We start from the raw sequence: 14,560 nt of genomic DNA, 5'->3' as shown, positions 1-14,560 counted from the left end.
CCTGAGGATCATCCTTTTTCGATTAACTGATTACATCGTTGGCTTTTCTGCCTTATCGATTTCTGGTATTTCATCCATTTCTATCGCTTGTCTGATGGCTTCATTTATCAATGGTTCGTTCTGTTCGTGCTGTTCGTGCTGTTCATCTAGCTGAGCTTTAATCACCTGATCAATTTCTCCCGCCAATTCCGATTCTACCAACGCTGCTTCCATTTCTGCTTCGTCGTTGATCCGATTCTCTTTTCGGGCGGTCAGAATTAACAAAATTAGTGTACCTATCAAACCTAGAAGGATGATCCAATAGCCGACCTCCAACTTAAGGGTAAAGGCTATTACCATAAAATTGGCCTGTCCGCTGATATAATTAGCAATAAAAGCACCGATATCTCCAAATGTCCCGGTTAAGATGGTTCTCAGCCCCTCCACGATACCACTATTGATCTGACTTGCTAAGCTTATAAGCTGGTCATTTATGCTGTTGTTGGCAATGTTGGTAACAACCCCAACCAAAATAAATAGCGCTGATAATAATCCAGAAACAAAAATTGACAGCTTGAGACTGGCGCGTTTGTATGAAATCAGCGCTATTAAACCAATCACAAGGATAAACAGCAGCAGTACGCCACCATTGGCGGTCGCTTTATAACCATCGATGGTTGCCATCGCTAGGTTGATCTGATCCATCGATTCGCGAGCTTGAATAGTTATATCATTGACCTTACCGGCAATACTTCTGGCGCTTTGGATAACCGTCCACAGGTCTTCAAGAATAGCACTGATATTTTGTCCATTACTTAAACGGGTTTCTAAGATTTCCTGAACCTTGGGATCGACCAGATAATCGAGTGCCGGACTTGCTAAGGCTTCATTCACACTGCTGAGGTAACCCTTATCCGGCAGCGGATTTCTTAGCATCTCCAGCACTGACTGATCCATTATTTTGAGATTGCCAAGCGGAACCCCATAGATTTTAAACGCGTCAATGGGTTCCTGGCGGACAAACTCGCTCAGTGAAAAATTGATCATGTCATATTCGGGACTGATCACGGTCACGGTATTGTTCATAATCCCCGATATCGATAGATCGGCCTTGGCACTCATAAATGGCATAAAAAAACCTGTCAGCGCAAGCAAGCCACACAGCAGCGCTCCGCTTCTCAGTCTGTTTTTTAGCACCCTTGTTTTAATCCAATCAAACCACTCAATTAACCGCTCTTTAATTATTATCATCTCAATTCTAGTCCTCTCACTGGGATTCTATAGCCAATTATACCCTAAAAGGCAAATCAATACCATCAGGCAGAAAAAAACCATCTCTCACGAAATGGTTTTTTTGTCATCTAATTTTAACGTTCAGATATTCGGACTAAATAAAAATGCCATTATAAAACCTTATTGAGAAAATTGATGGTTCTCTGGTTTTTAGGATTACCGAAGATTTCGCTTGGCGGACCTTCTTCAACAATAAAGCCTTCATCAATAAAGATTACCCGATCGGCAACCTCCCTTGCAAAGCCCATTTCATGAGTCACCACAATCATCGTCATGCCATCCTTTGCCAGTTGCTTCATAACATTCAACACTTCACCGACCATTTCGGGGTCTAGGGCCGAGGTCGGCTCATCAAAAAGCATGACATCTGGATTCATGGCCAGGGCTCGGGCAATAGCCACCCGCTGCTGTTGTCCCCCAGACAACTGCTCCGGATGAACATTAGCTTTTTCTGCCAGATCAACCCGTCTTAACAGTTTCATTGCGGTTTCTTCGGCTTCTGCTTTTGTTTTTAGCTTTAGTGATACTGGGGCAAAGGAAATATTTCTTAAAACGGTCATATGCGGGAAGAGATTAAACTGCTGAAAAACCATCCCGATGTTCTGTCGATATTTGTTAATATTACCATCCGCCTTGGTAATGTCATTGCCATCCACCTCAATGGTACCGCTGGTGGCTTCTTCAAGGGCATTGATACAGCGCAAAAGCGTACTTTTCCCCGAACCGGAAGCGCCAATAATACAGATTACTTCCTGTTCTTTCACTTCCAGGTTAATATCTTTGAGGACTTCTAAATCACCAAAACGCTTCTCAAGGTTCTTAATTATCACTTTTCCCATAAGACATTTTCCTTTCAATTCGTTTTGAAATCTTTGATAAGATCATAATGATGATAAAATACATCACCGCTACAATCGCCCACACCTCAAAGGATTGATAATTATTAGCAATAATCAATCGTCCGGTCTGCGTTAATTCAGTTACTCCAATTACCGAAAGCAACGACGTATCCTTTAAGGTAATAATGCACTGATTAATCAGTGCTGGCGTCATCGTGCGAATCGCCTGCGGTAAAATGACGCTCCGCATCGCCATGCCATAGGGCAAACCGAGGCTCCGGGCGGCTTCCATCTGACCTTTACTGATCGACTCAATCCCACCGCGGACAATCTCAGCCAAATACCCACCCGCATTCAGGCTTAAGGTAATAATACCAGAAACTACCGGATCGGATTGAATTCCCAGCACCTGCGGAATCCCAAAATAAATGAAAAATGCCTGGACCAATAAGGGTGTGCCCCGGACAACATCCACATAAACCAAGGCAATTGCTCTGAGGCTTTTTCTTTTTGACACTGACAAGAGACCAAAAACCATCCCTAGAATACCAGCAAAAAAAAGCGAAATGATTGTAATTTGAACCGTTAAACCCAGACCTGCAATCAGGCGGGGCCAATACTGTACAACTAATGCGACTATATTCACGTCAACCTCCTTCTATGGTTCCAGTTGTCCAATAGTCTTTACTCTCGCGCAAGAGATCACGCAAGTAAACACTTTTAGATAACTTAGAGAAATCATCTGCCAGTAGCATAATCCACTGACAGATGATTCCAAAATTAATAACGTGTTATTTTTTGTAACAGATTATTTTTTAATATAGGTATCCAGGATTTCCTGATACTTTCCACTGGCTTTTACATTTGCCAGGCCGGCGTTAAACATTTCAATTAATTCAGGATTTTGACCTAGTTTCACTGCGAAACCATAAGAACTGCCTTTTTCCATTTCCGTAACCATTTTCAGTGGCACACCGCTGGCAATGGCATCCCCAACAACTGGATAATCCTCAAAGAGAGCTGCCGAATTTCCGGCTTTTACATCTTCATACATGTTAGCTGAATCTGGGAATGAAACGGTTGTAAAACCATACTGATCTTTGATTGATTCAGCAAAGGTTGAGCCTTCTGTTCCTGTTTTAACTGCTACTTTTTTTCCGGTTAAATCGGCATAGCCCTTTATTGTATCGTTTGAAGATGAAACAGCCATCACGACGCCTGAATCAAAGTATGGGTCAGAAAAATCGAAGGTTTTTTTACGTTCGTCGGTGATGCTCATACCAGCGATCATCCCATCAGACTGACCGGTTGATACTTCGCCTAAAGCCGCATCAAAACCAACTGCCTTCAGTTCATATTCGAAACCCTGATCTTCAGCAATAGCAGCTAAAAGATCAATATCAATCCCAACCCGTTCACCTTTTTCATTTTCATACTCAAATGGTTTGAATGTTGTATCTGTAGCGATGACATATTTCTTTGCGTCACCACTAGTTGTTGTTCCGCTGGTACAAGCAGCCAGTGATAATACCATCGCCGCCACCATAACCAAAACACCGAGCTTTGTAATTTTTTTCATTTCTTTTCCTCCTAAATCGTAATAAGTTTTGATGTATCTTTAGCCAATACACCCACTTTTATACAGATAGAAGTATATCATTTCTGCTCGAAATTCGCAATAAAAAAAACCATCGATTCTCACAAAACGATGGTCTTTGCTTCGCTAATCAGCGATATTGCTAGTATTTGTCAATTGCTTGTGTGCGTCAAACTCGTACAGATTCGACAGACAGATCCGGTCATATTTTCGTTTTTAAGCGATCATTGCTTATCTATACTTCCTGATTCTCGGTCAGATATTTTCGGATTGATTCATAATCACCCTCAGCTACGATGAACTCTGAGTCCATATTTTCCAGCACCACTTCTTCTGGCAAAATTTCGATTTCTTTATCGACCATCTTTCGATTATGCGCTTCTACCAATAATAAATCTTTTTGATCCAGGGCGATCTTGCGTTGATTGAGTCCAGCTTCGATAATATCCAAATCGTTGATCCGTTTATTAATCAGTTTTGATAAGCGAATCAGGTCATCGAGAACCTCATCGACGACAAATTGTTTGTCGATAATCATTTTTAATTTTTCACGAATCAGATTGCCGGCAGCGACAATTTTTTCATCTCCGGCAATGGGTTGATAATTTTCGACTTCCTTTTGAAAATCACCGATGGCACTTTGGAGGTAATGCGTTTCCTTCATCGATTTTTCGATTTCGTGAAACAGGTAACCCAGTCGGCGCTCAATCGAAAGAAACCCCTCTTCATTGTCGCCGATATCAGACACATCCATTGCCGATGTATTTAATGCTTCGATTTTCTGAAGACTCGGTTTGGTCTCTTTGAACGTTGGTAAATCAGCAAAATGATCGCTACTGTCAGCTTGAGGGATCGGCTTAGCGGTCTCTAGTATTGGTGTTTTGACCGATTCTGCTATTTGATTATTTATTATCGGTTCCGAGCCAATCCCGGGGTTCGGCATCAGATCAGATTCCATTTCTGGTAATCCCACCGCCATTCTGTCTGGCCGTGGCTTTAAATCCTGATCAAAAGACCGAGGAGCCACAGCACCCGGCTCTTCAGTTTGGTTTAATGTGATTTTATTTTCTTTTTTTAGATTTTCTTTAATTTCATTGAGAAAATCACTGGTTTGATAGCGCTTTTCTTCTTCAATAACTCGCGATTCGCTGGCTTTGGGTGATTCCATATAGCGTTGCTGTCCCTTTTTCTCATTTTCCAGCAAACTGGTAAAGATACTGTCATACTCAGATTCTTCTTCTTCATCGCGGGACAACCAATTTTTTTTCTCGCTTCTACCCTTTTTCTCGGGTTTCTTTTCTTTTTTTAAAGCGTCTCCGTCTTTTTCACTTTTCGGCTCCTTTTTGGGAGCTTTCTTGCTTTTTTTAGCCGCTGCCCTGGCGGCTGCCCGATCTTCTTTTGCCACGCTATTCTCGTCATCGGTGTGGCCGTCGCCCTTACCTATCAGAATCCACCATAAAAAATGGCACAGCGTGACGATCAGGAAATCTGCAATCGCTAAGCCGGCAAAAAACATCAGTGGCACCTCAGGGATCAGAAAGAAACACATCGCAAAGATGATACCATTGCCCAGGATTGATATCGCACCGCCGATAAAGGGAATATTCTTACCGAGCATATTTCTGTTTAAATCATACAAGGCTAAAACAATTACTTTTATTCCCACAAAAAAACCCATCAAAATAATATAGGCATTCGCATTAGGAAGAGTCTGCAGAACCTGATATCCCAAAAGAAACGCATATCCTGAGATAGCTAAGCCAACGATATCAAAAAATAACAAACCCCAACATTTACCAAAACTTAGTTTCATCAACTCTACTCCTCGCTGTCATTTTTTAGGGAGGTTCTACGGCTTTCCCGAGAACTTCCACCATCAATTGAAATCTGCCCAAAGGTTGATGTCAATCCGTCCAAGCCTTCTGAATCCCGGTATAATGCTTCAATTTCCTGAAGTTTTTGGTACTCCCGATTCAAGGTCGCTTCTTTACGATTCACTTCTTCGTGGCGTTTTTTCAAAATGGCAAGGGCGGTTCCCAATGAATCTAGCATGTCCTGCACCATTTTTTCGCGTTTTTCGATATTGATCAACTGGTTATTCAATTCCGCTGCCTTGTAATTAGGCATCTCGCCTTCGCTGCTTAAAAACCGGCTTTCTTCTTCCTTAAGATCTTCAAAGACGTGATCAATACTCCCCCGGTCATAGATCGGTGACTTCGCCGTTGGCAAACTTTGCGCTGGCTGGGAGGCTCCGCTTTGGACCGTTCTTAGGATCAACGACTTTAGTTCTTCATCTTTTTTTAAAATCAATTTTTCTAAATTCTCAATGCGTGATTCAACATATTCAAAGTACTCATTTTTTTTAGTGAGTTCCTGTTCATTTGCCATAATAACCCCACTCCTATATTTGCTATCATTCTTTGCCTTCTATTATAACAAAGTTTTCCTAAAATGTATAACAAGATTTACCGCTAGCCGATCTTTTCTATTTATATTTTTTTTACAAATATTTACAAGTATGATATAATACTCTTCTATAAGTCTAAAACACGGCATATTACAAAGTATTTCGGACTCATTTCCAAATTATAGACGTGAATAAACGATCCTAGGCCACGTTTCTTTAACAATCTACAATTCAATATTTGTAGATTCACGATTTCCAAATGAGGTATAAATTTGAAAAATCAAAATAAAAGTGTAATAAAAAATAGACGTAATCCAACCTCCAGCAAAATACCCAGTAAAAACGTAAGACAGGACACCCGCCCCCAAAGAACCGTGAAGGCAGAATATAAAGCTAAGCCTTCTTCCTCTAAAGAAAAAACAAAACCGATCGTTCTGCCCGCGTCATTACCCCGGAAACGAAAAAAATTCAGGGGCTTTATGAAAAAATTCATCCGGGCTGTCTTGCTGGTAATTATTTTTCTGATGGCCACTGGCTTTGCCGTCAATGCTTTTTTTCTGGGTAACGTCACCAGTAATCTAAGCGGTAATTTAAGCCGCTATGGCATCAGTAATGAAGCTGCCAATTTTGCGAAACAGTATAAAATTGTTAACGTTGCTGTTTTTGGCGTCGATGGTCGCGATGATGTTGAGGGCGAACGCACCGATACCATCATGATTGCCAGCGCCGATTATCAGCACAGCAAGGTTAAGATCACCTCACTGATGCGTGATACCTATGTTTATATCAACCCCAAATACGACTATGACAAACTAAACGCAGCCTATGCCTATGGTGGCCCAAACCTGGTACTGCAAACCATCAATCAGAATTTTGATACCACCATCACCGATTATATCACCATCGACTTTGATGCTATGGTTTCAATGGTCAATGCCGTCGGTGGCGTCACCATCGATATTGAAACCGAGGACGAATTGGACTGGGTGAATGAGTATCTGATGGATGTCAATGAAAAGGTCGCCACCGGTTCGCCTTTTTTGGAAGAAACCGGATCTCAGCTTGTTGACGGCTCCCAGGCACTATCCTACTGCCGGGTACGCTATGTCGGCGACGGCGACTTTGATCGTACCTTACGGCAGCGGGTTGTTTTTGAGCAGGTCTTGTCCAAAGCCCTAAGCCTAAGTCTGAAAGATCAATATAATCTGATTATGACCACCTTGCCCTATGTCGAAACCTCCCTGAGCACCCTGGAAATCATCAAATATGGGGCAAACCTGGCATTAATGCCGTCAAAGGATATCGAACAAGACCGCTTTCCAACGGATGAACTGATTTCCCTTGATATGCTCGACGGAGTTTCCTATGTTATTCCAGATACCCTAAATAAAAACATTGAAGCACTCTATCAATTTATTTATGAAACTGCCTATACTCCCTCAGATACTGCCACCACTATCAGTGATGAGATTGAGACGATTCTGGAATAAAAGAAATTCCAACCACCGTAGAACGCGATTGCTGACATCTTACATGACCACTTATTTGTCGAAAAATCAGTGGTCATGACTTATTTATAATCTAAATTGAGGAAATCAAGCCCATGAATACCTTAAAAGAATATTTCCTGCCAGCCAGGCATTTTTTGCCTGATGCCGCCATTCCAATACAATTAAACCGCGCCCAGTCGATTGCCTGGTCTTTTCTCTTTCCGCTGTTTGTTGCTTTTTGTGTCGAATTGATCCAACGCGACAATCTCTCGACTTTCTGGCAGTGGCAAAGCGATTATGGAATCAGCAGCTTTTGCCTGAGTTATCTAATTATCTTGCTGAGTTTCGTACTATTATACGCAATTACATCCCGTCTGGGAACAACCTCGCTACTGATCACCATTTTTTACATGGGTCTAGGCATGATTAATTTTTTAAAGTTTAATCTCCGTGGCGAACCCTTTTTACCCTGGGATGTTTTTTTTCGAAATGAAGCGCTTAATATCCTTTCAGATATTGAAATCAATTTGCCGGTGAGTTTTATCGGCCTGTTAATTTTACTGCTGTTACTCAGCCTGATGCCATTTCTGCTCAAAGAGCCGCGTTACTCGATTAAAACCCGAGCAATCCTCTTTTTTTCCTGTGGCATCCTATTGAACAGCTATTTTTCTCAGGTTATTTTCAATCAGGATACCCTGACTGCAATGGGAATTGAAGATTTGCGCTGGAACCAAACTATTAACTACGATCATAACGGCTTTTTGATGGCCTTTATGAACAACATCAAATATATACTGATTGATAAACCGGATAACTACAATCCCGAAGCCATCCAAGCGATTCTTTCCGAATTCGATTTTCACACTAGTGCGCTGGTTGATTCAAGCACTGTTGATAATCCGAATCTTATCTTCATTATGAGCGAGTCTTTTTTTGACCCAACCCAACTACCCAATGTCAGTTTTTCAGGCGATCCCTTACCGACTGTCAATCGGATCCGTCAGGAAGGCATCAGTGGCAATCTGCTGGTTTCAGAATTTGGCGGTGGGACTGCCAACACCGAGTTTGAAGTGCTCACCGGCCATAAAACCAGCTTTTTGCCCTCGGGCTCGATGGCCTACCAACAATATATTAAAGAAGAAACCGCGGCGCTGCCAGCTTATTTAAAGAATGAAGGCTACACCACCATGGCTGTTCATTCCTATCAAAAATGGTTCTGGAACCGCAATGATGTCTATCCGCTGATTGGTTTTGACAGCTTTGATGCCGATGTTGACTTCCCTGTATCGGAATTCCGGGGAAATTTTATATCGGATCAGGTGGCCAGTGAAAAAGTTATTAACAATTATGAAACGCATCGCGCCCAGTCCTCAGATCCGATCTTTTGTTTTCTGGTGACGATGCAAAACCATGGCAGCTACGATAATAAAAATTTTCCCTATTTTGATATCACCATTGATGCTCCGGATCTTTCACCACAAAATCAGCTGATCCTGCAAAATTATGTCCAGGGGGTTTATGATTCGGACGCTGCTTTAAACCAATTAATCAGCTACTTTTCGGCAAATCAGGAGCCCACTATTATTGTAATGTTTGGCGATCACCTGCCAACCCTGGGCGAAGATTACGAGATCTATCGTCAGCTAGGCTTCGCCTCAGAAGGTCGGCTAACTGATGAAGACTATGGCAAGCTTTACACCACCCCTTTTGTGGTCTGGAACAATTATGCACTCAATCCCCAGGATTGGGGAACTCTCGATGCCAATTTATTAGGAGCTGCGGTTATTGAAGAAGCACAGCTGGAGCTGCCGCTCTACTGGAAAATTCTATTGGCCGAACGGGAAAACCGTGCCAACCAGAATAAGTTTGCCCTCTTCACCGCCGATCCCCACGATGCCGACAGGATTATCGCAGAAACCAATGCCTTTAATACCAAACATTGGCTGCTCGAATACGATCTGCTTTTCGGGAATAGCTATAGTAACGCTTTTGACAAGGAACTTCTCCAGGCTGCCACTGAGCAATAAAAAGACGTGTTGGAAAATCCAACACGTCTTTTTATTAATTACCCTAATACGATGATTAAGGCTTCAATACTATATTTTTAACCCCAAAATAGTCGGCCAGTGCCCGATTAACCCAGTGATTCGGATCTGTTTGCACATCTTTTAAACCGTACATACCATTATGACTGGATAAGGGGACAATCGCCGGCACCGCAACTACTTCTTCAAGATGCTGTTCCTTTATGATTTGAAGCCGGGCCTGATATTTCTTATTGACAGTAATCGCATCAACACCAACATAACCGAATGACATCGCATAAAATAACAGAATCACAGCGCCAGGAATGATGATAAACTTTCGCACCCGCACTGGATTTAATTCAACCTGACTAAATACATAAACCACCGCAATGATGAGAAAAGCGACCAGACCAAACATCGCCCGGGGTGGAAATTTCGGCGGCAGCAGCATCACCAGCATCGCTGCTGCGGAGGCGCTTGTAAAAATACCAAAATTTAACCATTTTTCGCGACTGCTTTTATTTCTCAGCACGACAAAGGCCAGGGCGACCATAATCAGCAACGGCATCAGGGCATAAAGGTTATAGGCGAAATAGGACAACCGGGTAATGATTGGGTTCGATCCCACCATCATTGTAACCTCTGCCACCGCCGATTCATTCTCTACCCGCATGCTATTGCCGGGGGCAAAGATCATCGCAATAAATCCGCAAATCGAAAATAGTACCCCTGTATAAGCAAAAGCTGGAATGGTTATTTTTCGCTTGTAGTAAAACAGGATAAATAATAACATAATCAAGATCATTGCTCCAGCAGTGTTTTCATTGGTGATGCCGCTTATAAAAAACAGCGGAATCATGGCTATTGCCAGAACCTTGCTTTTTAGCAACCGCGTCTGTTTTTCCTCATAAAATCGGAAGGGCAGCAGCGCCAGTAAAATAATGGTTCCGCACCACAAATAATTACAAGAACCAGTTAACCACATCACGGTTTGCCCAAACATCGGGGTAAAAAACCAAATTATGACAGTTGTTAACAATAATAATTCAGATCGGATACTCCGACCAACTGCCAAAAAATAAACAGTCAGACAAAAGATAAGATAGCAGAGACTGTTAGAAATATTAAAAACATCTTTTCCCAAAAACATGAAAAGCTGGGTCAGCGTTTCTGCCACTACCCGGCCGCCCCAGGTCAAATAATAAGAAACCTGAGAATCAATAATATCACCAACACTGCTAACTGGCGTCGAAGTTCCAAAAATAAAGGTATACACAAAATCATCGGCAATCAATGGTGTTTGACTGTTGAGAAATACCATGTAAACAAAGGTTATTCCCAACACCAGCAGAAACATCACCCCATTAATCTTTTTTGATTCCAGACATTTTTTGATTATTTCATCGGTATTGCGCTTAAACAAGTTGACCGCTTTCATCTGACCTCCACACTCCTTCCCATATCAATGCTGCTATCTTTTTTGACTTCTCAGGTTTCATCGCTGTTAAAGAAAGGCATAAATCATGATTCCTGCCACAATCAGCAGGTTACCAATAATTTTTCGTCGACTGAGACGCTCCTTGAGAATCAGCATCCCCAGCACTCCAACATAGATGTAACCGGTGGCTTCCAATACCGGACCCATCGTTAAAGGCACCCCTTTATAGGAAAAGGTGGTTAACAGAGAGGATCCAAAGAAAAAGAAATAAGCGCCAATGACATAAGGATTGAGATATTCTTTGAGTCGTGTTTCATAAGAAATCATGGCGCTTTTTTTTAGGATGACCTGAGACAAAGAGGCCACCAATACCGAAAATAGATATAGCACATAATACGTCCATGGGTTATTGCTCATCACTCACCACCAAATAAATTCCTGAAACAATGATTATTGATCCTAGTAACATTCCTAAGCGCAGCGGTTCTCCAAAAAAGAGATAGCCCCAAACAATTCCCCATAAAATAGTAATCGCCTTGTTGGCAAAGGCTACCGTTAACGGAAATCGCTTTAGTATCTGTTGCCAGAGCAGTGCGTAAACAAAAAGGATTATTAAAAATAAGCCATAAAAGAGAATAAAGCCAAATGAAAGAAACTTTTCCTGACTGGCCAACTTTGAGAAAACCGATCCGATTGAATAAAGCAACAGGCTGGTATGCAGGAATAAATAATTTTTTAGCTTGATCGTCTCACCTAACTTCGTCTTAACATTCATTGCTTAACTCCATTTTAAAAACCACATTCAAAGTCGGCTCTTTTCTCTTTGCTGATCGATCAACAGCTCTGAAATTTTGTAAATCGAAATGACATTAAATGAGGCAATCAGTGGATAGGCACCTGCCAGATACCAGTACGAAATCGCCACATAGGCAGAAATTTCTGTGTAGGCCACGCCACCGATCAGTACGAAGGCACTGAATAATAAGCCCGTTAACACCAGCCAGAAATCCAATAGATTGTATTGATTGCGCCATTTTTTTTGGAATAACAAAAGCGTGATGATCGCATAGCCAAATCCCGCCAGCAGAAAAATAAGTACCCCCACAAGTTGATAAAAGCTCTGGATGACATTCAGGATCTCAATTCGCAGCTGGTCATTCCATTTTATTTCTTCGCCTGGATACAGGGCTAAATTATTGGTCATCCGTTCAAACAGGCGCATTCCATTTCGACCGTCTTCAATACTCTCCAGTACACTTGTTTCAAGCTTCTCATAGCCTGCCACATAATGTAGGGTAACCAGAAAGGCCTTGGGTAATTCTTCCCAATACTCATCTCGCCAGGGTGACATTAGGGCTGAAGGCATGGTTTTTCTTCTTTCCAATTGACCGGTTTCAAAGGCCTCTTCCAGCTCTTTGTTGACCTGTTTGTAAAAGTTATTCGCTGTTTGTGCGTCACGATAATATCCACTATTGGCCACCGCTTCGCGAATGCTCCAGAAAAACCAGCCGTCTTCAACTTCTCTGACGGCGACATCCTGATCATACCAGGACCAGTGATCCATACTTGCATCAATTTCATCACGTATCTCATTAAGTGATGGCACTGCCTCGTAAATTTTTTCCATCGAACTGCGCGGTACTGAAACGTTATGAACCGCTTCAATCGCTTCCACTGAGTAGATCAGCTGGATGGTCTTGGTATAATGGCTATCATTTAATTCATTAGTCGTATAGATCCCATAATAGGCATAATTAATTGAAGCGATCAACACTGTTGATAAAATCAAGATCGCAACCGGTAAACCGACAATCGCTCCCTTTGTTAGCTTGTCCTTCAAGCGCAGTTCCTTGTTAAAATAAAAGGTTCCCCAGCTGATCAAAATGACTCCTAATACCAACGGAATAATCCAGATGCCATCTTCTCGGGAATGCCACAGTGACGCTACCCCAAGGCCACTCAAAACTGCCCAGAAAGCCAGCTTGCTATTTTTTTCAAAACGATTGAGGTAAACCGCGATCAGACTTCCACTGATAATCAAAACCTGACCGGCAATCAGACTGTTCCGATACACCCGGGTAAAGGTCTCATTGGCAAAAGAAATTGGGTTTAGCATTAAGACCGCGAAAATAAAATAAAGCGGCCATTCGTTTTTAAACAGTTTTCTGCTACCAACAATAAAAATCACGCAGGCGACGGTGTAAAATCCAGGCACAGCTACACTATAGGGAATCCCAAATAGCGCATTGACGGCCAGAAACAAAGGAAAGAACAAACCTTTTACCAGGGTCAATTCATGATACTCGCCTAACCATTGTCCATTTAACAGGGCTTCTGCCATTTTTACCATCATCCCATCATCATGATCAGCTCCGGGATGGGCAAAGATTGGCAAACCAGTCAGCAACACATGCTTAAAGAGGATGATTGCCGCCATAAAAACCAGCAATCGATGTTCCTTGACAAAACGAATTCCCTGCTCTAATTTTGATTTCAATAATAATTCAACCATTTTTTCCTCATTTCTACGATTTATCTTCATTCTTAAGCCATAGTTCATTAAGTAAATTTAAATTTCTTTCAAAATTATGACGATGCTGTTTTTTTAATACTTCCAGAATTACCCCACAAAAATAACTGATAATCGCAATAATCCACAGTGAGGTAATGACAATCAGGGTCGGGTATCTGGCGACAGTGCCCGTTTCCAGATAATTAAGTAATATTGGCACAAAGAATGCCCCACCAACCGCCAGTAAAATTAGCGAGATGATCGAAAAAAATGCATAGGGCTTGGTGTCTCTAAAAAGGGTTCCGATTGTTTTTAGCACCTTATAACCATCAGAATAGGTGTTCAGCTTGGACTCACTGCCTTCTGGTCGATCCCGATAATCAATCGGCACTTCGACAATTTTGAAATTATTGTCCAAAGCAAAGATGGTCATCTCTGTTTCAACTTCAAATCCTTTTGACGTCACCGGAAAGGATTTAACAAATTCTTTGGTAAATCCGCGAGACCCAGTCATAATATCTTTTACACCGGCCTTAAATATCACGTTGATCAGTTTTCTTACCAGGACATTGCCAATATTGTGAAAAGGGCGCTTGTTTTCAGTAAAATACGTCGAAGAAAGCCGATCACCTATGGCCATATCCGCCTGTTTACTGTATATTTGTTTTTCCAGTTCCAAAGCAAACTCTGCCGGATAGGTATCGTCACCATCGGTCATAATATAACAGTCTGCATCGATTTCTCGAAACATCGATCGTACCACATTGCCTTTACCCTGACGATACTCATATCGCACCGTCGCTCCGGCTTTTCTGGCGATCTCATCGGTGCCATCCGACGAATTGTTATCATAAACATAGATCGTTGCATGGGGCATCACTGCCTGATAATCCTTGATTACATTTTCGATCGTTTTCGATTCATTGTAGCAGGGAATGAGTATTGCTGTTTTTCTATTCTCTTCCATTTTTTCACCTC

The 14,560-nt window shown here is 41.9% G+C and carries 13 protein-coding genes; 2 read left to right on the top strand and 11 right to left on the bottom strand.

The features are described from left to right. Window positions 1–30: 30 nt before the first annotated feature. The 6 genes from QZ998_RS05640 to QZ998_RS05615 all read right to left on the bottom strand — a co-directional run bounded on the left by QZ998_RS05640 (window position 31) and on the right by QZ998_RS05615 (window position 6,096). Window positions 31–1,230, bottom strand: coding sequence for a hypothetical protein (locus QZ998_RS05640; RefSeq protein WP_296558762.1), 1,200 nt, complete (start codon window positions 1,228–1,230; stop codon window positions 31–33). Between the two features lie 152 nt (window positions 1,231–1,382). Then, window positions 1,383–2,111 carry an amino acid ABC transporter ATP-binding protein gene (locus tag QZ998_RS05635; protein WP_296558760.1) on the bottom strand — a complete coding sequence of 243 codons (729 nt, stop codon included), beginning with the start codon at window positions 2,109–2,111 and terminating at the stop codon, window positions 1,383–1,385. Continuing rightward, the gene (locus tag QZ998_RS05630; protein ID WP_296558759.1) at window positions 2,092–2,757 is read right to left on the bottom strand and encodes an amino acid ABC transporter permease; all 666 of its coding nucleotides are present in this window, start codon (window positions 2,755–2,757) and stop codon (window positions 2,092–2,094) included. The genes QZ998_RS05635 and QZ998_RS05630 overlap by 20 nt, the downstream gene beginning before the upstream one ends. A gap of 162 nt (window positions 2,758–2,919) precedes the next feature. Then, window positions 2,920–3,690 (bottom strand): transporter substrate-binding domain-containing protein, encoded by a 771-nt coding sequence (locus QZ998_RS05625; RefSeq protein WP_296558758.1) that lies wholly within the window; start codon window positions 3,688–3,690, stop codon window positions 2,920–2,922. A gap of 253 nt (window positions 3,691–3,943) precedes the next feature. After that, window positions 3,944–5,521, bottom strand: coding sequence for a hypothetical protein (locus QZ998_RS05620; protein WP_296558756.1), 1,578 nt, complete (start codon window positions 5,519–5,521; stop codon window positions 3,944–3,946). A 5-nt stretch (window positions 5,522–5,526) separates the two neighbouring features. Beyond that, window positions 5,527–6,096, bottom strand: a complete 570-nt coding sequence (locus tag QZ998_RS05615) for a hypothetical protein (protein ID WP_296558754.1) — start codon at window positions 6,094–6,096, stop codon at window positions 5,527–5,529. A gap of 498 nt (window positions 6,097–6,594) precedes the next feature. Between QZ998_RS05615 and QZ998_RS05610 the strand changes: the two genes are divergently transcribed. Both QZ998_RS05610 and QZ998_RS05605 read left to right on the top strand, forming a co-directional pair. Then, window positions 6,595–7,605: an LCP family protein gene (locus QZ998_RS05610; RefSeq protein WP_296558752.1), complete on the top strand. Its 1,011-nt coding sequence runs from the start codon at window positions 6,595–6,597 to the stop codon at window positions 7,603–7,605. A gap of 113 nt (window positions 7,606–7,718) precedes the next feature. Further along, a complete protein-coding gene (locus QZ998_RS05605; RefSeq protein WP_296558750.1) occupies window positions 7,719–9,632 on the top strand; it encodes an LTA synthase family protein in 1,914 nt (637 codons plus the stop codon). Between the two features lie 55 nt (window positions 9,633–9,687). Here QZ998_RS05605 and QZ998_RS05600 read toward each other — a convergent pair whose 3' ends face one another. The 5 genes from QZ998_RS05600 to QZ998_RS05580 all read right to left on the bottom strand — a co-directional run bounded on the left by QZ998_RS05600 (window position 9,688) and on the right by QZ998_RS05580 (window position 14,549). Continuing rightward, complete coding sequence (locus tag QZ998_RS05600; RefSeq protein WP_296558748.1) at window positions 9,688–11,070, bottom strand: DUF6056 family protein; 1,383 nt, start codon at window positions 11,068–11,070, stop codon at window positions 9,688–9,690. A 66-nt stretch (window positions 11,071–11,136) separates the two neighbouring features. Then, window positions 11,137–11,487, bottom strand: a complete 351-nt coding sequence (locus tag QZ998_RS05595; protein ID WP_296558746.1) for an EamA family transporter — start codon at window positions 11,485–11,487, stop codon at window positions 11,137–11,139. Next, on the bottom strand, window positions 11,477–11,845 hold the full coding sequence (locus tag QZ998_RS05590; protein ID WP_296558745.1) for a transporter: 369 nt from the start codon (window positions 11,843–11,845) through the stop codon (window positions 11,477–11,479). Before QZ998_RS05590 ends, QZ998_RS05595 begins: the two co-directional genes overlap by 11 nt. 27 nt (window positions 11,846–11,872) lie before the next feature. Further along, window positions 11,873–13,582 carry a hypothetical protein gene (locus tag QZ998_RS05585; protein WP_296558743.1) on the bottom strand — a complete coding sequence of 570 codons (1,710 nt, stop codon included), beginning with the start codon at window positions 13,580–13,582 and terminating at the stop codon, window positions 11,873–11,875. A 13-nt stretch (window positions 13,583–13,595) separates the two neighbouring features. Beyond that, window positions 13,596–14,549, bottom strand: coding sequence for a glycosyltransferase family 2 protein (locus QZ998_RS05580; protein ID WP_296558741.1), 954 nt, complete (start codon window positions 14,547–14,549; stop codon window positions 13,596–13,598). Between the last annotated feature and the right edge of the window lie 11 nt (window positions 14,550–14,560).

Origin of the sequence: uncultured Acetobacterium sp. (assembly GCF_927416815.1) — a bacterium.
Classification (GTDB): Bacteria; Bacillota; Clostridia; order Eubacteriales; family Eubacteriaceae; genus Acetobacterium.
This window is presented reverse-complemented; position numbering and strand designations above follow the sequence as displayed.

What these genes read in the sequence shown, in the direction of transcription:
- QZ998_RS05585 (WP_296558743.1), bottom strand. Translation starts at nt 13,582, where the DNA reads ATGGTTGAATTATTATTGAAATCAAAATTAGAGCAGGGAATTCGTTTT.
- QZ998_RS05605 (WP_296558750.1), top strand. Translation starts at nt 7,719, where the DNA reads ATGAATACCTTAAAAGAATATTTCCTGCCAGCCAGGCATTTTTTGCCT.
- QZ998_RS05590 (WP_296558745.1), bottom strand. Translation starts at nt 11,845, where the DNA reads ATGAATGTTAAGACGAAGTTAGGTGAGACGATCAAGCTAAAAAATTAT.
- QZ998_RS05625 (WP_296558758.1), bottom strand. Translation starts at nt 3,690, where the DNA reads ATGAAAAAAATTACAAAGCTCGGTGTTTTGGTTATGGTGGCGGCGATG.
- QZ998_RS05610 (WP_296558752.1), top strand. Translation starts at nt 6,595, where the DNA reads ATGAAAAAATTCATCCGGGCTGTCTTGCTGGTAATTATTTTTCTGATG.
- QZ998_RS05635 (WP_296558760.1), bottom strand. Translation starts at nt 2,111, where the DNA reads ATGGGAAAAGTGATAATTAAGAACCTTGAGAAGCGTTTTGGTGATTTA.
- QZ998_RS05620 (WP_296558756.1), bottom strand. Translation starts at nt 5,521, where the DNA reads ATGAAACTAAGTTTTGGTAAATGTTGGGGTTTGTTATTTTTTGATATC.
- QZ998_RS05580 (WP_296558741.1), bottom strand. Translation starts at nt 14,549, where the DNA reads ATGGAAGAGAATAGAAAAACAGCAATACTCATTCCCTGCTACAATGAA.
- QZ998_RS05615 (WP_296558754.1), bottom strand. Translation starts at nt 6,096, where the DNA reads ATGGCAAATGAACAGGAACTCACTAAAAAAAATGAGTACTTTGAATAT.
- QZ998_RS05640 (WP_296558762.1), bottom strand. Translation starts at nt 1,230, where the DNA reads ATGATAATAATTAAAGAGCGGTTAATTGAGTGGTTTGATTGGATTAAA.
- QZ998_RS05595 (WP_296558746.1), bottom strand. Translation starts at nt 11,487, where the DNA reads ATGAGCAATAACCCATGGACGTATTATGTGCTATATCTATTTTCGGTA.
- QZ998_RS05600 (WP_296558748.1), bottom strand. Translation starts at nt 11,070, where the DNA reads ATGAAAGCGGTCAACTTGTTTAAGCGCAATACCGATGAAATAATCAAA.